The 21229-nt window shown below is 52.5% G+C and carries 16 protein-coding genes and 1 other annotated feature; of the genes, 10 read left to right on the forward strand and 6 right to left on the reverse strand.

Annotated elements, in window-relative coordinates; all coding sequences use genetic code 11:
- The 6 genes from gyrB (at nt 1) to rpsR (ending at nt 6995) form a co-directional block, all read left to right on the forward strand.
- Nucleotides 1-1947 carry a DNA topoisomerase (ATP-hydrolyzing) subunit B gene (gene gyrB, locus NGM66_RS09155; RefSeq protein ID WP_208907186.1) on the forward strand — a complete coding sequence of 649 codons (1947 nt, stop codon included), beginning with the start codon at nt 1-3 and terminating at the stop codon, nt 1945-1947.
- A gap of 88 nt (nt 1948-2035) precedes the next feature.
- Nucleotides 2036-4534, forward strand: a complete 2499-nt coding sequence (gyrA, locus tag NGM66_RS09160) for a DNA gyrase subunit A (RefSeq protein WP_245155356.1) — start codon at nt 2036-2038, stop codon at nt 4532-4534.
- Nucleotides 4535-4812: 278 nt separating this feature from the next.
- The gene (locus NGM66_RS09165) at nt 4813-5610 is read left to right on the forward strand and encodes a hypothetical protein (RefSeq protein WP_208907188.1); all 798 of its coding nucleotides are present in this window, start codon (nt 4813-4815) and stop codon (nt 5608-5610) included.
- A 213-nt stretch (nt 5611-5823) separates the two neighbouring features.
- Nucleotides 5824-6120 (forward strand): 30S ribosomal protein S6, encoded by a 297-nt coding sequence (gene rpsF, locus NGM66_RS09170; protein WP_208907189.1) that lies wholly within the window; start codon nt 5824-5826, stop codon nt 6118-6120.
- Between the two features lie 35 nt (nt 6121-6155).
- Nucleotides 6156-6728 carry a single-stranded DNA-binding protein gene (ssb, locus tag NGM66_RS09175; protein ID WP_208907190.1) on the forward strand — a complete coding sequence of 191 codons (573 nt, stop codon included), beginning with the start codon at nt 6156-6158 and terminating at the stop codon, nt 6726-6728.
- 27 nt (nt 6729-6755) lie between these two features.
- Entirely contained in the window at nt 6756-6995 is a 240-nt protein-coding gene (gene rpsR / locus NGM66_RS09180; protein ID WP_048733694.1) for a 30S ribosomal protein S18, read from the forward strand.
- Between the two features lie 120 nt (nt 6996-7115).
- On the opposite strand, the gene NGM66_RS09185 is transcribed toward rpsR, so the two are convergent.
- The 6 genes from NGM66_RS09185 to NGM66_RS09210 form a co-directional block, all read right to left on the reverse strand.
- Nucleotides 7116-8303, reverse strand: coding sequence for a metal-dependent hydrolase family protein (locus NGM66_RS09185; RefSeq protein WP_208907191.1), 1188 nt, complete (start codon nt 8301-8303; stop codon nt 7116-7118).
- 68 nt (nt 8304-8371) lie between these two features.
- Nucleotides 8372-9979: a peptide ABC transporter substrate-binding protein gene (locus NGM66_RS09190; protein ID WP_208907192.1), complete on the reverse strand. Its 1608-nt coding sequence runs from the start codon at nt 9977-9979 to the stop codon at nt 8372-8374.
- Between the two features lie 84 nt (nt 9980-10063).
- Nucleotides 10064-10356 (reverse strand) — a binding site (T-box leader).
- Between the two features lie 81 nt (nt 10357-10437).
- Entirely contained in the window at nt 10438-10650 is a 213-nt protein-coding gene (locus tag NGM66_RS09195) for a hypothetical protein (protein ID WP_208907193.1), read from the reverse strand.
- A 145-nt stretch (nt 10651-10795) separates the two neighbouring features.
- Nucleotides 10796-11983, reverse strand: coding sequence for a metal-dependent hydrolase family protein (locus NGM66_RS09200; RefSeq protein ID WP_208907194.1), 1188 nt, complete (start codon nt 11981-11983; stop codon nt 10796-10798).
- 99 nt (nt 11984-12082) lie between these two features.
- Entirely contained in the window at nt 12083-13687 is a 1605-nt protein-coding gene (locus tag NGM66_RS09205; protein ID WP_208907195.1) for a peptide ABC transporter substrate-binding protein, read from the reverse strand.
- A 568-nt stretch (nt 13688-14255) separates the two neighbouring features.
- Nucleotides 14256-15017 (reverse strand): MerR family transcriptional regulator, encoded by a 762-nt coding sequence (locus NGM66_RS09210; RefSeq protein WP_208907196.1) that lies wholly within the window; start codon nt 15015-15017, stop codon nt 14256-14258.
- Between the two features lie 247 nt (nt 15018-15264).
- Between NGM66_RS09210 and NGM66_RS09215 the strand changes: the two genes are divergently transcribed.
- The 4 genes from NGM66_RS09215 (at nt 15265) to NGM66_RS09230 (ending at nt 21140) form a co-directional block, all read left to right on the forward strand.
- Nucleotides 15265-17280 (forward strand): DHH family phosphoesterase, encoded by a 2016-nt coding sequence (locus NGM66_RS09215; RefSeq protein WP_209279986.1) that lies wholly within the window; start codon nt 15265-15267, stop codon nt 17278-17280.
- Nucleotides 17281-17348: 68 nt separating this feature from the next.
- Nucleotides 17349-17807 (forward strand): 50S ribosomal protein L9, encoded by a 459-nt coding sequence (gene rplI, locus NGM66_RS09220; RefSeq protein WP_208907197.1) that lies wholly within the window; start codon nt 17349-17351, stop codon nt 17805-17807.
- Between the two features lie 140 nt (nt 17808-17947).
- The gene (gene dnaB / locus NGM66_RS09225; protein ID WP_125574695.1) at nt 17948-19342 is read left to right on the forward strand and encodes a replicative DNA helicase; all 1395 of its coding nucleotides are present in this window, start codon (nt 17948-17950) and stop codon (nt 19340-19342) included.
- A 661-nt stretch (nt 19343-20003) separates the two neighbouring features.
- On the forward strand, nt 20004-21140 hold the full coding sequence (locus NGM66_RS09230) for an NAD(P)-dependent alcohol dehydrogenase (protein ID WP_208907198.1): 1137 nt from the start codon (nt 20004-20006) through the stop codon (nt 21138-21140).
- Nucleotides 21141-21229: the final 89 nt, after the last annotated feature.

Raw genomic sequence — 21229 nt, forward strand, 5'->3', positions numbered from 1 at the left:
GTGGCTGATTACGAACACGAAACCAAAGCAGAACAGGCACGGGAATACGATGCCAGCCAGATTCAAGTCTTAGAGGGCTTGGAAGCGGTCCGGAAACGGCCCGGGATGTACATTGGCTCGACTAGCGCCCAAGGTCTGCACCACTTGGTCTGGGAAATTGTGGACAACGGGATCGATGAAGCCTTGGCGGGCTTTGCCGACGAGATCCACGTGACCGTGAATAAAGATAATAGTGTGACCGTTACGGATAACGGGCGGGGGATTCCCATCGACATCCAAAAGAAGACGGGGAAACCCGCTTTGGAAACGGTCTTCACCATCCTGCACGCCGGGGGTAAATTCGGCGGTGGCGGGTACAAAGTCTCTGGTGGGCTGCACGGGGTTGGTGCGTCCGTGGTCAACGCGCTGTCGACCGAACTGGACGCCCAAGTCATCCGGGGTGGTAAGAAGTACGGCATCACCTTTAACCGTGGCCACGTGGTCACCCCAATGCGGGTGGTTGAAGAGGGCTTGCCCGAAGATCAACACGGCACCATCGTGCACTTCTTGCCAGATCCAGACATCTTCCGGGACACGACGACGTTTGATATCAAGACGTTGACCACCCGTATCCGGGAACTGGCCTTCTTGAACAAGGGCTTGCGGATCACGATCCGTGATGAACGTCCTGAGACACCAACGGAAGACGATTTCCTCTACGAAGGCGGGATTCGCCACTACGTTGATTATTTAAACGAAAACAAAGAGACCCTGTTCGAGCCCCCAATTTACGTGGAAGGGCAAGAAAACGGGATCACGGTTGAAGTGGCCTTACAATACACTGACGATTACCACAACAACCTGTTGACGTTTACCAACAACATCCACACCTACGAAGGTGGGACCCACGAAGAAGGGTTCAAACGGGCGTTGACGCGGGTCGTCAATGACTACGCGCGCCAAAACAAGCTGATGAAGGATAACGAAGCTAACCTGACCGGGGATGATGTCCGCGAAGGGTTAACGGCCGTCGTTTCCGTCAAGCACCCGGATCCCCAATTCGAAGGTCAGACCAAGACCAAGTTAGGGAACTCGGATGCGCGGACGGCCGTGGACCACACGTTTGCCGATCACTTCATGCGCTTCTTGATGGAGCATCCCGACGTGGCCAAGAAGATCGTCGACAAAGGGAATCTGGCCTCCAAGGCACGGGTCGCTGCCAAGCGTGCGCGAGAAGTGACTCGGAAGAAGAGTGGGTTGGAAATCTCTAACCTGCCTGGTAAATTGGCCGATAACACGTCCAAGGATCCAGAAATCTCCGAACTGTTCATCGTCGAAGGGGACTCCGCCGGTGGGTCGGCTAAGCAAGGCCGTTCTCGCTTGACGCAAGCCATCCTGCCAATTCGGGGGAAGATCTTGAACGTCGAGAAGGCCTCCATGGACCGGATCTTGGCTAACGAAGAAATTCGTTCGCTATTTACCGCCATGGGCACGGGCTTTGGCAATGATTTTGACGTGTCAAAGGCCAACTATCATAAGTTAATCATCATGACTGATGCCGATGTCGACGGCGCCCACATTCGGACGCTGCTGCTGACGCTGGTCTACCGTTATATGCGGCCGTTGCTCGATGCCGGCTACGTTTACATCGCTTGCCCACCCCTGTATCGGGTGCGTCAAGGGAAGATGCAACGGTATTTGGACACCGACGACGAATTGAAAGACTTACTCGGCCAGTTGCCACCAGCACCTAAGCCACAGATCCAACGGTACAAAGGGTTAGGGGAAATGGACGCCGAACAGCTGTGGGATACCACCATGAATCCGGAGAACCGCCGTTTATTGCGGGTCGATGCGGATGACGCCATCAATGCGGACCAAGTGTTCAGCATGTTGATGGGCGATAAGGTTGCGCCCCGCCGTGAGTTCATCGAGGACAATGCCACCTTTGCCGAGTTGGATGTTTAGTGAGTGTTAGGGAAGAACGGAGGGTAAAAATTTGGCTGATGATCAAAACTATTTAGGTCGGATTACCGACGTTGACCTGTCACAAACGATGCGCTCATCCTTCTTGGATTACGCAATGAGTGTGATTGTTCAACGGGCGTTACCGGACGTGCGGGATGGCTTGAAGCCAGTCCACCGCCGGATTTTATACGATATGCATGAACTGGGGATCACGCCCGACAAGCCATTCCGGAAATCAGCCCGGATGGTCGGGGATGTCCTTGGGAAGTACCATCCCCATGGGGACTCCGCCGTGTACGAATCCATGGTGCGGATGGCACAAGACTTCTCGTACCGCTACATGTTAGTCGACGGTCACGGGAACTTTGGGTCCGTCGATGGTGACGGGGCCGCCGCCATGCGGTATACCGAAGCGCGGTTGAGCAAGATCGCCATGGAAATGCTGCGGGACATCAACAAGGATACGATCGATTTTCAAGATAACTATGATGGGTCCGAACGCGAACCCGTCGTCTTACCATCACGATTCCCCAACCTGTTAGTCAATGGGGCTTCCGGGATCGCCGTGGGGATGGCGACCAACATTCCGCCGCACAACTTGACGGAAGTCATTAGTGCGCTACACATCTTGATGAAGAACCCCGATGCCAGTCTGGCTGAATTGATGGAGGCCTTACCAGGTCCCGACTTCCCAACCGGTGGGATCGTTATGGGGAAGGCAGCCATTCGCCGGGCTTACGAGACCGGGAAGGGCACCATCACCTTGCGTGCCAAGGTCGATATCGAAGAAGAAAAGAACGGTAAGCAACGGATCGTGGCCACGGAAATTCCGTACATGGTCAACAAGGCTAAGCTGATCGAACGGATCGCCGAACTGGCCCGGGACAAGCGGATCGAAGGCATCACCGATGTCAACGATGAAACCGACCGGACCGGGATGCGGATCGTCATTGACGTCCGCCGAGATGCCAGTGCCGAGGTCATTTTGAACAACCTGTACAAGATGACGTTGATGCAGACCTCATTTGGGATCAACATGCTGGCTATCGTTAACGGGGCGCCTAAAGTGCTGGGGCTCAAGGCTATCTTGCAGTACTACCTGGAATTCCAGTTGCAGGTCATCAAGCGGCGGACTGCCTTTGAATTACGCAAGGCCGAAGCGCGGGCCCACATCCTGGAAGGGTTGCGGATCGCCTTAGACCACATCGATGCCATTATCACGATCATTCGCCAATCACAAACGGCGGAAGTCGCGAAGAATGAATTGATGACCCGCTACAGCCTGTCAGACAAGCAATCGCAAGCCATTTTGGACATGCGGTTGGTTCGGTTGACCGGTCTGGAACGTGAGAAGGTCGAAAAGGAATACAACGATGTCATGGCGAACATCAAGGACTACAAGGAAATCTTGGCCTCCAAGGAACGCCAACAAGACATCATTTACCAAGAATTACTTGATATTCAAAACAAGTTTGGGGATGCCCGCCGGACCGAATTGATGGTCGGTGAAGTCCTCAGCTTGGAAGACGAAGACTTGATTGCTGAAGAAGACGTTGTGGTCTCATTGACGCATAACGGCTACATCAAGCGCCTGCCAACGTCTGAATTCAAGGCACAGAATCGTGGCGGTAAAGGGGTCCAAGGCATGGGCGTGCACGATGATGACTTCATCGAACACCTCGTGGCGACCTCCACGCACGATATGCTGCTGTTCTTCACCAACACGGGGAAGGTCTACCGCATGAAGGGGTATGAGATCCCTGAATACGGTCGGACTGCCAAGGGGATTCCGGTGATCAACCTGCTCGGTATCAACAATAACGAGCACGTGCAAGCCGTGATCAACGTGGCCAACCCTGGTGAAAACGGTAAGCGTGACCTGTTCTTCACGACGGTGCAAGGAACGGTCAAACGCACGCCGGTCGACGAGTTTGCCAACATCCGGAGTAATGGTCTGAAGGCCATCAACCTGAAGGAAGATGACGAACTGATCGACGTCGACATCATCAATGCCGAGGCCAACATGATCATCGGGACCCATTTGGGCTACGCCGTGAGCTTTGCGGCCCAAGACGTGCGTTCAATGGGACGTTCCGCAACCGGTGTCCGGGGGATTCGCCTGCGCGACAACGATTACGTGATTGGTGCCAGCGTCTTGAAGCCAGATAGCCGCGTGTTTGTCATTTCCGAAAAGGGTTATGGGAAGCAAACGGCCGCCAGCGAGTACCCAATTAAGGGTCGGGGCGGTAAAGGGATCAAGACCGTCAACGTGACGGCCAAGAATGGCCCATTAGCTGGCCTGACGACGCTAGACGGTGACGAAGATCTGATGTTGGTCACCGATAAGGGTGTCATGATCCGCTTTAGCGGCAGTGACGTTTCCGAAACGGGCCGGGCCACCTTAGGGGTGCACCTGATCCGCTTGGCGGACGACACCACGGTCGCCACCATGGCCAAGGTCGACAAGGAAGAAGACACGCCAGAGGACGATGCCAATACGGATAGCAGTGCTGCGACAGAAGCGACGCCAGCTCCCGCAACGGACAACGCCACCACGACGCCGGATTCTGATGCGCCAGAGGCTTAAGTGAATAATGAATGAGACGAAGGGTACCTGCCGGTGTGGTGGGTGCCCTTTTTTTGACGTAAACGATAAATGATAATGAAACTTATACAGTAACTAACTGCTTTGCAAGTTTAGCTGTTTCAACAAAATGCTAATCGGAGAAACAAATATCTAACGAAACTTAATATAATCAAACTTATATAAGATATTTAAATAATTGTATATGGTTTAATATGTTTACTTTATTCTAACGTTTTGGTATCGTAGCAGTAACAACTATTTCACAAGGGGGAAGGACGATGACGGGAGAATCTGTCGGTAGTTATTTGCATCAGTGCCGTCAACAGCAGGGGGTAGCATTGGCTGCTTTGGCGACGCGTCTGTGTCCATTAAATGTGTTAGCAGCAATCGAGCAGGGGCAACAGTCGCCCAGCGTGGCGCAACTGACACAGTTGTATCAGCAACTGCGAGTCGAACGTAATCAGCCGTTGCCACAGGACTACCCTATTCGTCGTCTCCCGACGTTTAACCGTCAGCTGCAATCCTGGTGGCAAAAGCAGGCGTATGAGCAACTGGTGGCTAATGTGGCCGCTGGGGACGTACTCCATCAGCTGACCACCGACACGGATCGCCAAGCCGTCTTGTATTATTACGGGCGCTCCTTGGCGGCGATTGGGGATGTGGAGGCGGCCCAACTACATTTGCGGGCGGGGCTGATGTTCATGACGCCGCAGTACCCGCGTGTTTACCGCTCATTGGATCTCTTGTTGCTGGCGGCGGAAAATAGCGTTAGCGGCCTCACGTCGGCTGATCCGGATCTGTCAGGATTTGAGCGGGCCGTGACCGCCATCCGCCAGGGTCGCGTGCGTGATGCCCCGGAAAATCTAACGTTGGTCTTTTACCAATACGCCCAAACACTCCTGAACCTGAACCGTCCCCAAGCGGCGATCCAGTCGTTGCGTGAGGCTATCGCCTGGGATAAGCAACAGCAGACGACGTATCTCTTGCCAGATTGTTATCTCCTGTTGACCTTGGCCCTGAAAATGACGCAGTCGGAACGCGCAGCTTTCTTTAATTTAGCGGATCAGCCTGAATAATTTAAAAAAATTGGCCAATTTAAAAAATATTCGTGGACTTTTTACGGAGTTGACCTACGTAACGTAAGTAAGCACCCATCGGTCGGCCCCGATTTGCTTCAGCATTAAATCTATGCTATACTACTAGCTTGTGAGTATCTGGCTTACGCTAGTGTCTCTCCTTGCTTCCGCATTGCAGCGGGGGCCTGAAGTCCATAAGGAGGTGTAACATTCATGGAAACTACTAAATACGAAATCACCTACATCATTCGTCCAGACCTTGACGATGCCGCTAAGACCGCTTTGGTTGAACGCTTCGACAACTTACTGAAGGACAACGGTGCAGAATTGATCAACTCGAAAGACTGGTCAAAGCGTCGGTTCGCATACGAAATTGGTGGCTTTAACGAAGGTATCTACCACGTTATCACGTTAAACGCAACTAATGACGAAGCCTTAAACGAATTCGACCGTTTATCCAAGATCAATGACAGCATCTTACGTCACATGATCGTTAAGCGCGAAGACTAATTTAAACTTTAACTTTTGAGAGGAGTTATTCAGCAATGATCAACCGAGTAGTACTTACTGGCCGACTGACACGGGATGTTGACTTACGCTACACCCAAGGCGGTGCTGCTGTTGCCACCTTCACGCTGGCCGTTGATCGGCGGTTCACCAATAAATCTGGTGAACGGGAAGCTGATTTCGTAAGTTGTGTCATCTGGCGCAAGTCTGCGGAAAACTTTGCCAACTTCTTCCACAAGGGTTCCCTTGTCGGAATTGAAGGACGCATCCAGACCCGGAATTACGAAAATCAACAAGGCCAACGGGTTTACGTTACCGAAGTTGTTGTCGAGGACTTTTCGTTCCTTGAACCGCGTTCACGTAACGCGAACAACAACGCCGGTGGTAACTACAATGGCGGTTCCATGAATAATAATGCTCCTCAGCAAAATCAGAATCAAAATGCCAACCCGTACACGAGTGGTAACCCAGCACAGTCTGGTCCCGCTCAAAATGCGACGCCTAATCCTGGAAACAACAATCAGGGGAATGCTGGGAATAATAACTCAGCCGATCCGTTTGCGAACTCCGGCGATTCAATTGACATTTCCGATGATGATTTACCGTTCTAATTTCTAAATACGAGGAGGGAATTTCCTATGGCAGGACAACGTCGTGGCGGCCGTCGCCGTCGTAAGGTTGACTTTATTGCAGCCAACCACATCGAATACATTGATTACAAAGATACTGACTTATTACGTCGGTTTATCTCTGAACGGGGTAAGATCTTACCTCGCCGGGTAACTGGTACTAGTGCCAAGAACCAACGTAAGTTAACTATCGCTATCAAGCGTTCACGGATTATGGGCTTAATGCCTTTCGTCAGTGAAGAAGGTTAATCCTTCAAATTAAGAGACCAACTGCAGAGATGTGGCTGGTCTTTTTATTTGGATAGAACCAAAAAATCATGCCCCAACGCGCGGATTCACCGCCCACGTTGTGACATGATTTTTTGTGACCTAGAATTCCCGGTGGCCGCCTAAGTAGACTTGCTTATCGGCCTGCTTAACGTTAGCTGTGTCCGCTAGGGGATCAGCTTTGAGGACTTGGAAATCAGCAAACTTGCCCACTTCTAGCGTGCCGTATTCCTGGTCAACGCCCAACAAGGCTGCCGAGTTCAGACTTGAACATTGGTAGGCTTGGGCGGGCGTCATACCCACACGCGTTAACAGGCCAAATTCGTCTGGCGTTAGGTCAAAGCCATTAAAGGGAGTGCCGGCGTCGGTCCCACAAGTAAATTTCACACCGAGCTGAAAGGCGCGGCTCAAATTCTCATAGGTATCGTTCAAGGCGTCGGCACATTTCTTCACTTCCCAATCCGGGAGAACGCCCTTGCCAAAGGTCGGGATCGTCCATTCGGCAATCAGCGTCGGGGTGAGGTAGGTTCCTTGCTTGACCATTTGCTTGGCCTCATCGGCGGTGACGTAAAAGCCGTGCTCGATGGAATCTACGCCGGCATCCAAAGCATTTTGAATCCCGGGATTGCCCTCGGCATGGGCGGCGACTAAGCGGCGTTTGTGATGGGCCTCTTCCACAGCCGCTTGCATTTCGGCTACGGAGAGTTGCGGGTCTTCCATGAAATCGTTGGGCGTCATGACCCCGCCAGTCGCCATGACCTTGACGGACTCGGCCCCCGCTTTAAACGCCTGGCGTACGCTCTTACGCATTTCGTCGGGAGAGTCGACCAGGTAGGCGGCGTGGGGTGAATCGCCGTGGCCACCAGTCATGGAGAAGGCCCGGCCAGAGGTCAGCATGTGCGGGGTGTGTGGCAACAAGCCTTGTCGTTGCAGGCGCTTGAGTTTCACGTCGGCGTCGTAAGTGGTCCCGCATTGGCGGACGTAGGTGACCCCCGACTTTAACAGGGTCTGCAAGTTTTGATAAGCAAAGACGGCGACTTCAGATTCGGACTGACCAAATTGGCCGCTAAATGAATCCGGGCTGAGCGTGACGTGGGTGTGCACGTTGAAGAATCCCGGCATGACGTATTGGCCGGCTAAATCGACCTGGTGATCAGCGGCAGCGGGGGTTCCTTGGCCCCGGTCAACGAGTTTGCCGGCGTCGTTATCCACCGTGAACCAAGCGTTGGGTTGGTTCTGATCGGACGTGCCATCAAAGAGGGTGCAGTTAAAAAATGTGGTTTTAGTCATGAGTTATTCCTCCTAAAATTTGGGTAACTTGTGAAATAGATGAAGCTGAAATGGGGCGTTAGCGGCCGTTATTTCCAGTAAGCATATTGGTACTGCGCCTCGTTCAAGAGGGAGTAGTGTAAGCCGCCAACCTGTGAGCTAATTAATTTGGCCTCTGAAGGTTGATACAAAGGCAAGTAGCCCTTAACCTGCATCAAGTATTTGTCGGCCTGCATTAGCGTGTTGTAGCGAGTCAGGCCCGTTTGTTGGTTGGCGGTCGCTAGCAGACGGTTGTAGTGGGCATCCTGCCAATTGGTAAAGTTAACGGAATTGCCCTTGGCTGCGAGGTTGAGGTAATCGGACGCGTCTAACCAGTTGGATGACCAGCCAGTCAGGTTTAGTTCGAAGGTGCCGGCAAAATCGCGGGCGACGTGTTGGGCGTGGGGGATCGCCGTGGTGGTGATCGTTAGGCCCTTCAAATGCTTTTCCATCACGGATTGTAGATAGGTGCCCACCTTTTTGTCATCGTCGGTATCGTCCGTTAAAAGGTTTAGGGTGACCGACGTTTTACCAGTTTCTTTTAAATATTTCGCCCAGTAGGCTTTGGCCTTGGCCACGTTATGGGGTAATAAGTTGCCAACCTCTGTGGCCATGTCTTGGCCCGTTTTCGGATTTGCCTGGTCGCCGCGTGGCACGGCACTCAGAGCAGCCTTGGAGCCATCTTGCAGCACCTGTTGGGTGAGCTGTTGGCGGTCAATGACGGCGGAAAGGGCTTGCCGGAGATTCTGGGACTTGGTCGCGGCCTTCTTACTATTGACGTAGAGGTAGTTCAGGCGGCCGGTGAGGTGCGTGTGTAGGTTCTTGTTGTTACGGTTCGCGCGGACATATTCGCCCGTCACGGTGGTCTCTTGGACCTTGTCACTCTTGAAGAGGTTGGCGGCCGTGTTCACGTCCTTGGTCACGGCGACCTTGACCCGGCTGATCTTGACCTGCTTGGCGTTCCAGTAGTGGGGGTTCTTGACGTAGTGCCAAGTAGAATTACTCCCGGTCCAGCCGACCAGCTTGTACGGGCCGTTGGCAACGGTCTTGGCCGCGCTAGTCCCGTATTTCTGGCCGTATTTTTTAACGGCCGCCGTGTTAAGCGGATAATACTTGCTGGCAACTAGATCGTTAAAGTAGGGTACGGCCTGACTCAGTTGAAATTGGAGCTTGGTTTTGCTCAGGGCCTTAACGCCGAGCTTGGAAGCGGGCAGGGACCCCTTTTGGACGGCCGCAAAGTTCTTAAAGGCGGACAGGATGCTGGCATACTGGGCCTTGGTCTTGGGGTCGGCCATCCGCTGGAGGGCGGTCACAAAATCTTGGGCAGTGACCGCCTGGCCGTTCGCCCACTTGGCATTCTTCTTCAGCGTAAACGTGTAGGTCTTGCCGCCGTTAGTAGGTTTCACCACCTTGGTTGCCACGCCAGGCACGATCTTGTTGGCGCGATTGTAAGTGTAGAGGCCCTCCATGGTTTGGTAAATGACGCTGGCGCTGTTGGTATCAGTATCTTTATTCGGATCAGCGGTGGCGGGTTCACTGGCCAGCGTGACGTTTAGCGTGCGGTTCTTATTCGTGTGACCGGCGGCGGAATGGCCGCAGCCGCTGAGTGTGACTAACAACAATAGCGAGACTGGCGCTACCCAAACAAAATGTTTCATGTGAAACACCCTCCTAGAATACGATTGATTAGAACGTTAGTGAATGCTGGGCACAAAAAAGCACCCCTACAGAAAATGATTCTCTGTAAGGGTGCAGTTAGCACGGTACCACCTTATTTTTGCGACACGTAAAAACGCGTCGTCTTAACTATGAACGGCAGGTTTCCTAGGGGTCACGGCCATGCTAGGATCAATTGAAGCCGTGACGACTCCTGCGATTCACTGCATTGATAACGGATGCTCCCGGTTGACACTTACTTAAATTTCAGCTAACTGCTCCGAAGGGATGTTCACCATGAGTTGGTTGACCCGCTCTCACTTAACCGGGCTCGCTGACAACCAAAATCACAGCTACTGGACTTCATCATCACATTTTAATTTTCTAATCAATTGTTAATGATTGCTAGTTTAGCACCAAATTCAGGAATGTCAAGCCGCAAATTTAAAATTTTTGGTCGTCAGCGGTCCCAAGCGTAGGCCCAATTGGCGATTTCAATGGCTCCGGCGATGCCAAGGATAAAGTGACTTAAAGACAGTAAAAGGTGCCAGTCGTCCCCCAACGGTAGCCACTGAATGGCAGATTCCAACAACCCAAAGATCAGCCAGAAACTCAGCGCGACCGTTACGAGCCAAGCCAGTCCGCGTGCGAATTGGCGGCCAAGATTTTTCATAGGATAGCTCCCCCCGTAGGTTTGTGTTTCCTCAGTATAGCAATGCTGGTGGGGGAGTCAATTGGAAAATCGTTGTCATAAATAAATAAATTTAAGCGACACTGGAACCCGAAACTTCAGCGGGCCTCGCTGTCATCGCTGGTCGTTAAAACTGACGGTGACCACCGAGGTAGACTGCCTTGTCGGGCTGCTTCACGTTGGCGGTATCCGCTAGGGGGTCAGCCTTGAGGACTTGGAAATCGGCAACTTTGCCTACTTCGAGTGTGCCGTAGTCGTCCGCAATTCCCAGCAGGATCGCGGAATTAATGCTGGAGCACTGGTAAGCCTGGGCGGGAGTCATGCCCACTTTGATCAAGAGACTGAATTCATCAGGCGTGCGGTCAAAGCCGTTGAACGGCGTGCCCGCATCAGTGCCGCAGGTGAACTTGACGCCGAGTTTGAAGGCGCGCTTGAGATTGTGGTAGGTGTCATCAATGGCGTCGGCGGCCTTCTTGACTTCCCAGTCAGGCAAAACGTTGCGGCCCTTTTCGGGGATGACCCATTCGGCGATCGAAGTCGGGGTGAGGTAAGTGTTTTGGGTAATCATTTGGTGAGCCTCGGCTTCGTTCACGTAAAAGCCGTGTTCAATGGAATCGACCCCCGCGTCCAGGGCGTTTTGAATTCCCGGGTTCCCTTCGGCATGGGCGGCCACGATGCGCCGTTTGTGATGGGCCTCTTCAACCGCTACCCGCATTTCAGGGACCGATAACTGGGGGTCCTCCATGAAATCATTGGGGGTCATCACGCCCCCGGTGGCCATGACCTTGATGCATTCGGCGCCAGCTTTAAAGGCCTGGCGAACACCCTTGCGCATCTCGTCCGGTGAATCTACCAGGTAGGCCGAGTTCCGACCGTCACCGTGTCCGCCAGTCATTGAAAAGGCCCGACCAGACGCCATGATATGCGGCGTTTGTGGCAGGATACCCGCGGCTTGAAGCCGTTTGAGCTTGATATCGACATCATAGGTGGCCCCACACTGGCGAATGTAGGTGACTCCAGACTTTAACAACCGCTGGAGATTCTTGTAGCCGAAGACGGCGGATTCTGATTCCGACGCCCCAAAGCTGCCGCTGAAGGAGTCGGGGTTACTGGTGATGTGGGTGTGGACGTTAATGAAGCCGGGCATGACAAACTGTCCCTGGAGGTCAATTTGTTCATCGGTGGTGTCCGGATGGCCGGTGCCCTGCGCGGTTAGCCGACCGGTCGAGGTATCCACGGTGAACCAAGCGTCAGCGATATTTTGGTCATCACGCCCCGTGAAGAGGGTGCAGTTGAAAAAGGTTTTTTGGGTCATAAGTGAGTCCTCCTTGATTGATAAATGGTTGTGTAACGTGCGAAATCAGTGACACACAAGAGAAGCGGGGGTCACCACCTTTCCGGGTAGGGGTAAGTGTTATTTCCAGTAGGCATATTGGTATTGGGCGTCATTGATGAGTGAATACGTCAGGCCGCCCACTTGGCCGCTGATCAATTTTGCTTCAGCGGGTTGATATAACGGGACATAACCCATGACGTGCATCAAGTATTGATTGGCCTTGACCAGCCCCGCATAACGCGCTTGGCCAGTCTGGTTTTCAGCCGTCGTCAAAAGCCGGTTGTAAGTCCGATCATTCCAGTGCGTGAAGTTGACGGAATTATCTTTGGCAGCCAAGTCCAGGTAGTCCGAGGCGTCGAGCCAGTTAGTGGACCACCCGATCAGGTTGAGGTCAAAATCACCGGAGAAGTCGCGCGCAACGTGTTGGGCATGGGGTAAGGCGGTCGTGGTCACGGTCAGGCCTTTGAAATGCTTTTCCATCACGGATTGGAGGTAGGTCCCAATCTTTTTATCATCATCGCTGTCGTCGGTCAAAATGTTCAGGGTCACGTGGGTCTTCCCGGTGGCTGCTAGGTATTTTTTCCAGGAAGCCTGCGCTTGCGTCACGTTGTGGGGCAAGAGATTGCCCGTTTCGGTTGCCATGTCTCCGCCGGTTTTCGGATTGGTTTGATCGCCCCGGGGGATGGCGCTGAGGGCTGGCTTAGACCCGTCTTGGAGCACCTGTTGCGTGAGCTGTTTGCGGTCGATGACGGCGGAAACGGCTTGGCGAAGAGCTTGGGAGTCAGTGGCCCGGCGTTGGTGATTGAAGGTCAAAAGGGCCATCCGTCCCAGCAAATGGGTGTGTAAATTTTTCTCGTTGCGGTTGGCGCGAACGTATTCGCCACTAACGGTGGTTTCCTGGATCTTGCCGGCCTTGAAAAGATTGGCGGCGGTCGTGGCATCCTTGGTCACGGCGACCTTGATCCGGTTGATTTGTACGTGTTTGGCGTTCCAGTAATGGGGGTTCTTGACGTAGTGCCAGGTCGCGTTACTCCCCGTCCAGCCCACCAATTTGTACGGGCCGTTGGCAACCGCAGTGGTCGCGCTCGTGCCGTACTTACTGCCATACTTTTTCACTGCGGCCGTATTGAGCGGATAATATTTGCTGGCCAGGAGGTCGTTGAAGTAGGGAACGGCCTTCGTCAGCTGAATGCGGAGCTTGGTTTTGCTCAGCGCAGTGATGCCCAACTTCTTGGGTGAGAGGCGACTGCGCTGAATGGCATCGTAGTTCTTAAAGGCGGACAGCACACTGGCGTATTGCGCCTTGGTCTTGGGGTCAGCCATACGTTGCAGGGAGGTCACAAAGTCTTGGGCAGTGACGCGTTGCCCGTTGGCCCATTTGGCTGTGCGCTTCAGCGTGAAGGTGTAGGTCTTGCCATGATTGGTGGGCTTCACGATTTTGGTGGCAACACCGGCCGTGATGTGCTGCTGGCGGTCATAAGTGTAGAGGCCCTCCATGGTTTGGAAAATGACGCTGGCACTGTTGGTATCTGTGTCTTTGTTGGGATCGACGGTAGCGGGTTCATCAGCTAAGGTGACGTTCAAGGTTCGGTTCTTAGTGGTTTGGCCGGCAGCGTTGCCACAGGCACTCAGCGTGATTACCAGCAGCATCGTCAGGGGAAATAGGACAGTAAAATGTTTCATGTGAAACAACCTCCTAGTATCAATTGATTAGAAATAGTTGTGGCCGCAAAAAAGCACCCCTACGGAAATAACTTCTCCGTAAGGGCGCTGTCGCACGGTACCACCTTAATTTTTACTCGAACATGAACAGCGACACTCCTAGAGGCCAAGTATCATCGGCTAGGTCCGGTGAGTTGGCCAGGTCGCGATTCACTGCAAGGATAACGGTTTGCGACCGGTCGGACTTACTTGAATTTCAGCGGACAGTTCAGAAGGGAGTTCATGTCGTCGGGGTGGACCCGCTTGCACTTAACCGGGCTCGCTAACCAGGACCAACCACACTACTGGTCTTCATCATTACTTTTTAATTTTCTAATCAATTGTTAATGATTGCTAGTTTAGCAGGAATTATGCGAATGTCAATAAGAATTTTTCGTGGGCAGGGGATGGGGCTAACAGTTTGGTTGGGGGACTAGTAGTAGAGATTTGGCCGTCATTATTTTTGGCAGGGCGGTTAATTTGGACGGTAGGACTACTGACATTAGGGGTACTAATCCAGAAAAATAATCAAGCGTAGTTACTATATTTCCTACCGCGCATAGCGTAAAATAATGGCGACCAACGTCTTCGTAGCGTTGGGCAAGCCGACGTGTTCGTTATAGTAGGCGGCAAAACGTTCGTCCGCTGCATACAGATTGGCCAACCCGCGATGAGTCGCAGCTGTGTAATTGTTCCACGTGAAACATAGCCATTGGCGATGCAGTTGGTACACGCGCTGGGCCGTGGCACTGGCCAGGTCGCCACTGTGTGCCACCGCCTTTAATGCGGCGAACAACGCATGTTCAGTTGCCTGCATGGCCTGGTAGTCGGCAGCACTGAGGTGGGCGAATTTTTGTTGACTGTCGGTAAAGGCAGTCGTGCCATAGCGTTCACGCGCCTCATCACCAAAGGCTTGTTCATTTTGGGTGACTTGTGCCCGTTTAAATGCGGCAAATTTTTCGGTATCGGTCATTTGAGGACCTCCGTTTCTGGCCGCAAGGGTGCGGTCTAAGGTAGTCAGCAATTCAGTGAGGTGATCGCGCTGGGCGGCTAGTGTGGCCCGCTGTTTCGCTAGCGCTGCCGTTTGTTGTGCCGGGGACTGTGCGAGTAGCGATTGGATCTCCACCAGGCTGAAACCAAAAGCTTGAAAATAACGAATCAATTGAAGTTGATCCACGGCGGTTGCCGGATAAATCCGGTAACCATTAGTTGGATTACGCTGGGCAGATAATAATCCAATCTGATCATAGTAGCGAAGTGTGCGGGGACTAACACCAGCCAATTTCGCTAGGGCTTGGATGCTGTAAGCCATGGGGACCCCCTCCTTTCTTGCTTAAAATCTACTATAGAGGTTGTCGTAACGTCAAGGTCAAGGGGTGATTTTCCGGTGCGCCTGTTATGCTAAACCAGCCCCGTCATGCCGGGGTTTCATCCGGAAACGGTTGTTTTGTCCTGACCCTGAAGTGTGCTAAAATAAAGGTATTATTTGTAACTTTCTGACCCAGTGCAAATCGCTTGGGTAACCATAACTTTTTCGATGAAACAGATGAGGAGCAAGTATGAATAAAATATTTTCACGAGCCAATGTGCCCGAGTTCTTACAGAATCGGCGGCTCCGCGGAATCGCGCTGCTCATGGCGTTACTGGCGATTCTCGGCATTGTCCTGTCGTTTCTGTTGAACTGGATCTTTGGCCTTGTCATTTTGGTGTTGGTCGGCATCTCGATGCTACTGGTCTTTAATACCATGGCCGAGATTGGGGCCGACACCACGCAGTACATTTCCGACCTGTCGTTTCGCATTCAGCAGGGCGAGCAGGAGGCGCTGATTCGTATGCCGCCGGGTGTCATGATTCTGGGCGACAATGACCAGATTGAGTGGGTCAACCCGTACCTGCAGCACTACTTCGGGGATACGGATGTGTTGAACCGGCCGCTCAATGAGGTTGATAGTGACCTGGCCAAACTGGTTGCGACGACGAAGCCGCAGACCATGACGACCGTAAGCTGGCGCGACTATCGTTTCACGCTGTACGTTCAGCCCGATTTCCACGCGGTCTATCTGTACGACATCACGCATTACCAGTTGATTCAGGAACAGTACGACAACGAAAAGATTGCGATTGGTCAGATCTTCTTGGATAACTACGATGAAATTACCCAGTCGATGACCGACCAGGATATTTCAAACCTGCGCAATTACGTGACCAACGAGCTGTCTGCTTGGGTCCAGCAGTTTGATATGTACCTAAAGCAACTGGATGATGACCACTACTTCGTGCTGGCCTATGCCAAGTCACTGGCGGCCATTGAAGCAGATAAGTTCAAGATCCTCGATACGATTCGGGAGAGCACGTCGAAGCAAAACTTCCCGTTGACCTTGAGCATGGGGATCGCGTATGGCGATGCGAACCTAAATAAGCTGGCCGACCAAGCCCAGAGTAATCTGGACCTGGCGCTCGGTCGGGGTGGGGACCAAGTTGTCGTCAAGGCGGCCGACCAAGAAGCTCGCTACTACGGTGGCAAGACCAACCCGATGGAGAAACGGACGCGGGTTCGTGCGCGGATGATTTCCCAAGCACTGCAGGAACTGATGAACGAATCGGATCAGATCTTCGTGCAGGGGCATACGCAACCGGATATGGATTCGCTGGGCGCTTGCTTGGGGATTCGCCGGATCGCCAAGATGAACAACAAGACCTGTTGGATCGTGCTCGACAAGGAGACCGTCCATTCCGATGTGCAACGGTTATTGGATAACTTGAAGGCCTATCCGGACGTGGACGCGGCCATCATTTCGCCAGCCGAAGCCTTGGAGAAGGCCACCGACCAGAGCATGCTCTTGATGGTCGACCACTCGAAGCCATCCATTTCGATTTCAGCGGAGCTCTACCAACGCCTGGAAAACCGGGTCATGATCATCGACCATCACCGGCGGGGCGAGGAGTTCCCTGAAAACCCACTGCTGGTCTACATCGAACCGTACGCCAGCTCGACGTGTGAGCTGATCACCGAAATGTTTGAGTACCAGTCCCAAGAAAGCGAACCAATCAATAAGCTGGAAGCCACAGCGATGTTGACGGGGATCTTCGTGGACACCAAGCATTTCTCGTTGCGGACCGGAACCCGGACCTTTGACGCCGCGAGTTACTTGCGGTCAGCCGGGGCCGATGCCGTTGAGATGCAACAGTATATGAAGGAAAATGTCGACAGTTACCTGCAGCGCAATCATTTGATCGAAATGGTTGAGTTCGTCAATGAAGACATGGCCTTGATCACGGGGGAAGAGGACCAAACCTACGACCCCGTCACGGCAGCGCAGGCGGCCGATGATCTCTTGAACATGTCGGGCGTCGACGCCTCGTTCGTGGTGACGCGCCGGGCTGACGGGCGCGTGGGCATTTCCGCGCGGTCCTTGGGTGAGATCAACGTTCAGCTGACCATGGAAGCCATGGGCGGCGGCGGTCACTTGTCCAACGCGGCGACCCAGATCAGTGACAAGACGGTTGCTGAGGTCAAACAAGAGCTGTTAGACATCTTAAACCACAGCGCGGAGCCGGAACCAGCGACCACATAGTTAATTGCTTCTGGGCGTGAGGTGGCGTAGGATAAGATTAGATATGCAATAAGTGAGGAGTGAACGACGTGAAAGTTATTTTTGTGAAAGACGTTCGCGGTAAGGGCAAACGCGGGGAAATCAAGAATGTTCCCGACGGTTACGCCCAAAATTTCCTGATCAAGCGGGGCTTGGCTAAGGAAGCCAACCAATCCGCCATGAGTCAGTTGACCGCTGAACGTAAAGCGGAACAACGCCGCGAAGCTGAAGAACTAGCCGAAGCTAAGGAATTGCAAAAGCATTTGGAGGCTGACAAGACTGTGGTTGAAATCGTGGCCAAGGCCGGGGAAGACGACCGGTTATTCGGGTCGATTCCTAGCAAGCAGATCGTTCAAGCCTTACAAAAACAATTTGATTTAAAGATTGATAAACGCAAGGTTGAACTCCCTGAACCAATTCGCACGTTAGGATTTACCAACGTGCCGGTCAAGTTGCACAGCGACGTGACCGCCAAGATTCGGGTCCACGTGGTTGCCAAGCAAAAATAAAGTTAAGGGAAGGTCGTCCGTTCTGGGCGGCCTTTTTGCGTGAAAAAAGCCAGGCACCAGATTCGCTCGTGACCCCATTCCATGGTAAAATGGAACTCTAGTTTCTGTCGGTGATTTTTTTAAAGAGGTAATCAAAAAGCATGGATAATAACGTTCTAACAGATCACACACCACCACAAAGCCTCAGCGCCGAAAAGGCCGTCTTAGGGGCGATCTTTTTGAGTACCGACGCGTTGGTGGATGCGCTGGAATACCTGGCCCCAGAGGACTTTTACCGCCGGGAACACCAGATTATTTTCCAAGCGATGATCGATCTAAACGACCGGGATGAGGCCATCGATGTGGTCACCATCACCGACCGCTTAACGTCGAAAAATGAGTTGGATGACGTTGGCGGCGTCACCTACATTGCTGAACTGGCGGGTTCCGTCCCCACGGCGGCCAATGCCACCTACTACGCCAAAATCGTTCAAGAAAAGGCCATTTTACGGCGGCTGATTCAAACGGCTACCAACATTGCCACGCAGGGATACCAGCAAGATGGCGACGTGGCGGACCTTCTGGACAACGCCGAACGTGACATCATGGGTGTGGCGGAAACCCGTAACCAGTCCGGTTTCAAGCCGATTCGCGATGTCTTGAACAGTTCATTTGAAGAAATCAACAAGTTATCGGAACAAGGCGACGTGATCACCGGGTTGTCGACCGGGTACGCGGAGCTGGATAAAATGACGACCGGTCTACACGACGACGAGCTGATGATCTTAGCCGCGCGGCCAGCCGTTGGGAAGACCGCCTTTGCGTTGAATATTGCGCAAAATGTCGGGACCAAGACGGACAAGACCGTGGCCATTTTTAGTCTGGAAATGAGTGCCGAGTCGTTGGTCAACCGGATGCTCTGTGCGGAAGGGTCTATCGATGCCAATCACTTGCGGACCGGGCAACTGTCCGAAGAAGAATGGCAAAACCTGATCGTAGCGATGGGGAGTCTGGCCAAGGCCAGCATTTACATCGACGATACGGCCGGCAATAAGATTACCGAAATTCGGGCCAAATGTCGGCGATTGGCCAAGGAAAAGGGCAACCTGGGTCTGATCGTGATCGATTACCTGCAGCTGATTGAGGGAACCAACCACGAAAGTCGGCAACAAGAAGTCTCTGATATTTCACGGCAGTTGAAGAAGCTGGCCAAGGAATTGCATGTGCCGGTCATTGCGTTGTCTCAGCTCTCACGGGGCGTGGAACAGCGGCAAGACAAGCGACCGGTGTTGTCCGATATTCGGGAATCCGGGTCGATCGAACAAGATGCCGATATCGTTTCCTTCCTGTACCGGGATGACTACTACGAACGCGAAGGCGACGAGGATGGCGGTGGTGACAACGACAGCGACCCACGTGAAGAGGGCGACCAAGATGTCGGCGAAGTCGAAGTCATTATTGAAAAGAACCGGTCGGGTCCTCGGGGAACGGTCAAGCTGCTCTTCGTAAAGTCGTTTAACAAGTTTTCCTCGGTGGCCTACACCCCGGGACAATAAGATTAAACGAGAGTGGGACAACAGGCGGTTAGCTGGCGAGCATTAAGGCTGATAAGCGAATAATCCCGGGTTTGGATTGTTTGCTTATCAGTTTTAAGCGGAACCAGCTGCCTTTTGGCCCAGGTTTCAACACCAGATATTCGGAGACACAAAGGGTCTGAGACTTTTATCCCAGACCCGTTTTTGTATAAATTTTTGAATAAACCGGTTTCAACTGCATAAAGACAATTCGGTGGGCAAAAATAGGTGGCAAAATGATGCGCAGATTAAAATCACTTGTGGCCCAAAACCCTTGGTACGCTTAGGTTATAACGAATTCAATAGTCAACATATTTAAAATTCATAAGAGTGTGCCAGAAAGTTCACAATTTCATCATATTTTCCCATTAGTATATAAAGCATAGAAGCTAACCAATCGGTTACTTCTACCAAAGATTAACAATCTTTTTTCATGTACTCCTCCTCCCCTGGAATAATGAAAAAATAGTTAACGTCATTCTTATATAATGACGTTACCCCTACTCCGATGACCATCGCTTTCCCCGAGCGGTGGTTTTTTTGTGGTTGTAAAAGCACATTTGTCAAAAATAGTTCTTGACGTTTGTTCACAATAACGGGTATGATGTAAGCGTTACCAAAAGTGAAAAGGAGTGGCGAACAAATGGCAAAAGAAGTGCAAGCAGCAGTCGTAGAAAAACGAAACGATCCCTTCGTTGTGAAAAATGTGTTGGTGGATGACCAACCAGGACCTAAGGAGGTTTTGGTCCACATTGTTGCGAGCGGAATTTGTCACAGTGACGAAGCCGTGCGGGTCGGTGATGCTGGCGACCTGCCGTTGCCAATCGTGTTGGGCCATGAAGGCGCCGGTATCGTGGAAAAGGTCGGATCCGCTGTGAGTGGCGTGGCCGTCGGGGACCACGTGGTGTTGTCATACGCCTACGATGGCACGTGTGACAACTGTTTGGCTGGTCAACCCGCTTCTTGTGAGCAGTGGGTACCCTTGAACATGGGCAGTGGCAAGCGGCCGAACGGCAAGCCCGTCTTTACAGATACCGCCGACACCAGCAAGGGCCTGGGCAGCATGTTTAACCAGGCTTCCTTCAGTACGACCACGTTGGTTCAGGAAAGTAACGTGACGGTCGTGGGCAAGGACGTTGACCTGCGGAAGGTTGGCCCACTGGGCTGTGGCTTCGTCACGGGGTCAGGGACGGTCTTCAACACCTTGAAGCCGGAACCTAATTCAACGATGGCCATCTTTGGGACTGGGGCAGTCGGCTCGGCAGCGTTAATGGCTGCTAAGATCTCAGGCTGTGCCAAGATTATTTCTGTCGACATCGTGCCAGAACGTTTGGCTATGTCCAAAGAAATTGGTGCCACGGACACGGTCAACTCCAAGGAAGTCGATGCCGTTGCCGCAATTAAGGAAATCACCGGTGGTAAGGGTGTGGACTACGCGGTCGACACGACCGGACTGACTGCCGTGATGAAGCAAGCTGTTGATGCCATGGGCATTAACGGGGTCTTCGCACCGCTGGCCGTTTCACAAAAGGAACTGGACCTCGTCCCATTCAATGACTTGGTTGCCACGCAAAAATCCGTGGTCGGTGTCTTGATGGGCAATGCGGTGCCACAGATTGAGATCAAAAAGTTGATTTCCTTCTGGCAAAAGGGCCTCTACCCCTTCGACAAACTGGAAAAGACCTTCAAGTTCGCCGACATCAACGCCGCCGATCAGGCCTCAACGAGTGGCGAAGTGATTAAGCCAGTGTTGATTATGGATGAGGATTATACGGTTTAAATAAAAATTTAGGGCCCATGATGCTGACTTTTCGTTAGTGTCATGGGTTTTTTCGTTACTTTTGTGTTTGGTCGGTCACTTGACGGACC

Source organism: Levilactobacillus yiduensis, from assembly GCF_024718525.1.
In the GTDB taxonomy this organism is placed as follows: Bacteria; Bacillota; Bacilli; order Lactobacillales; family Lactobacillaceae; genus Levilactobacillus; species Levilactobacillus yiduensis.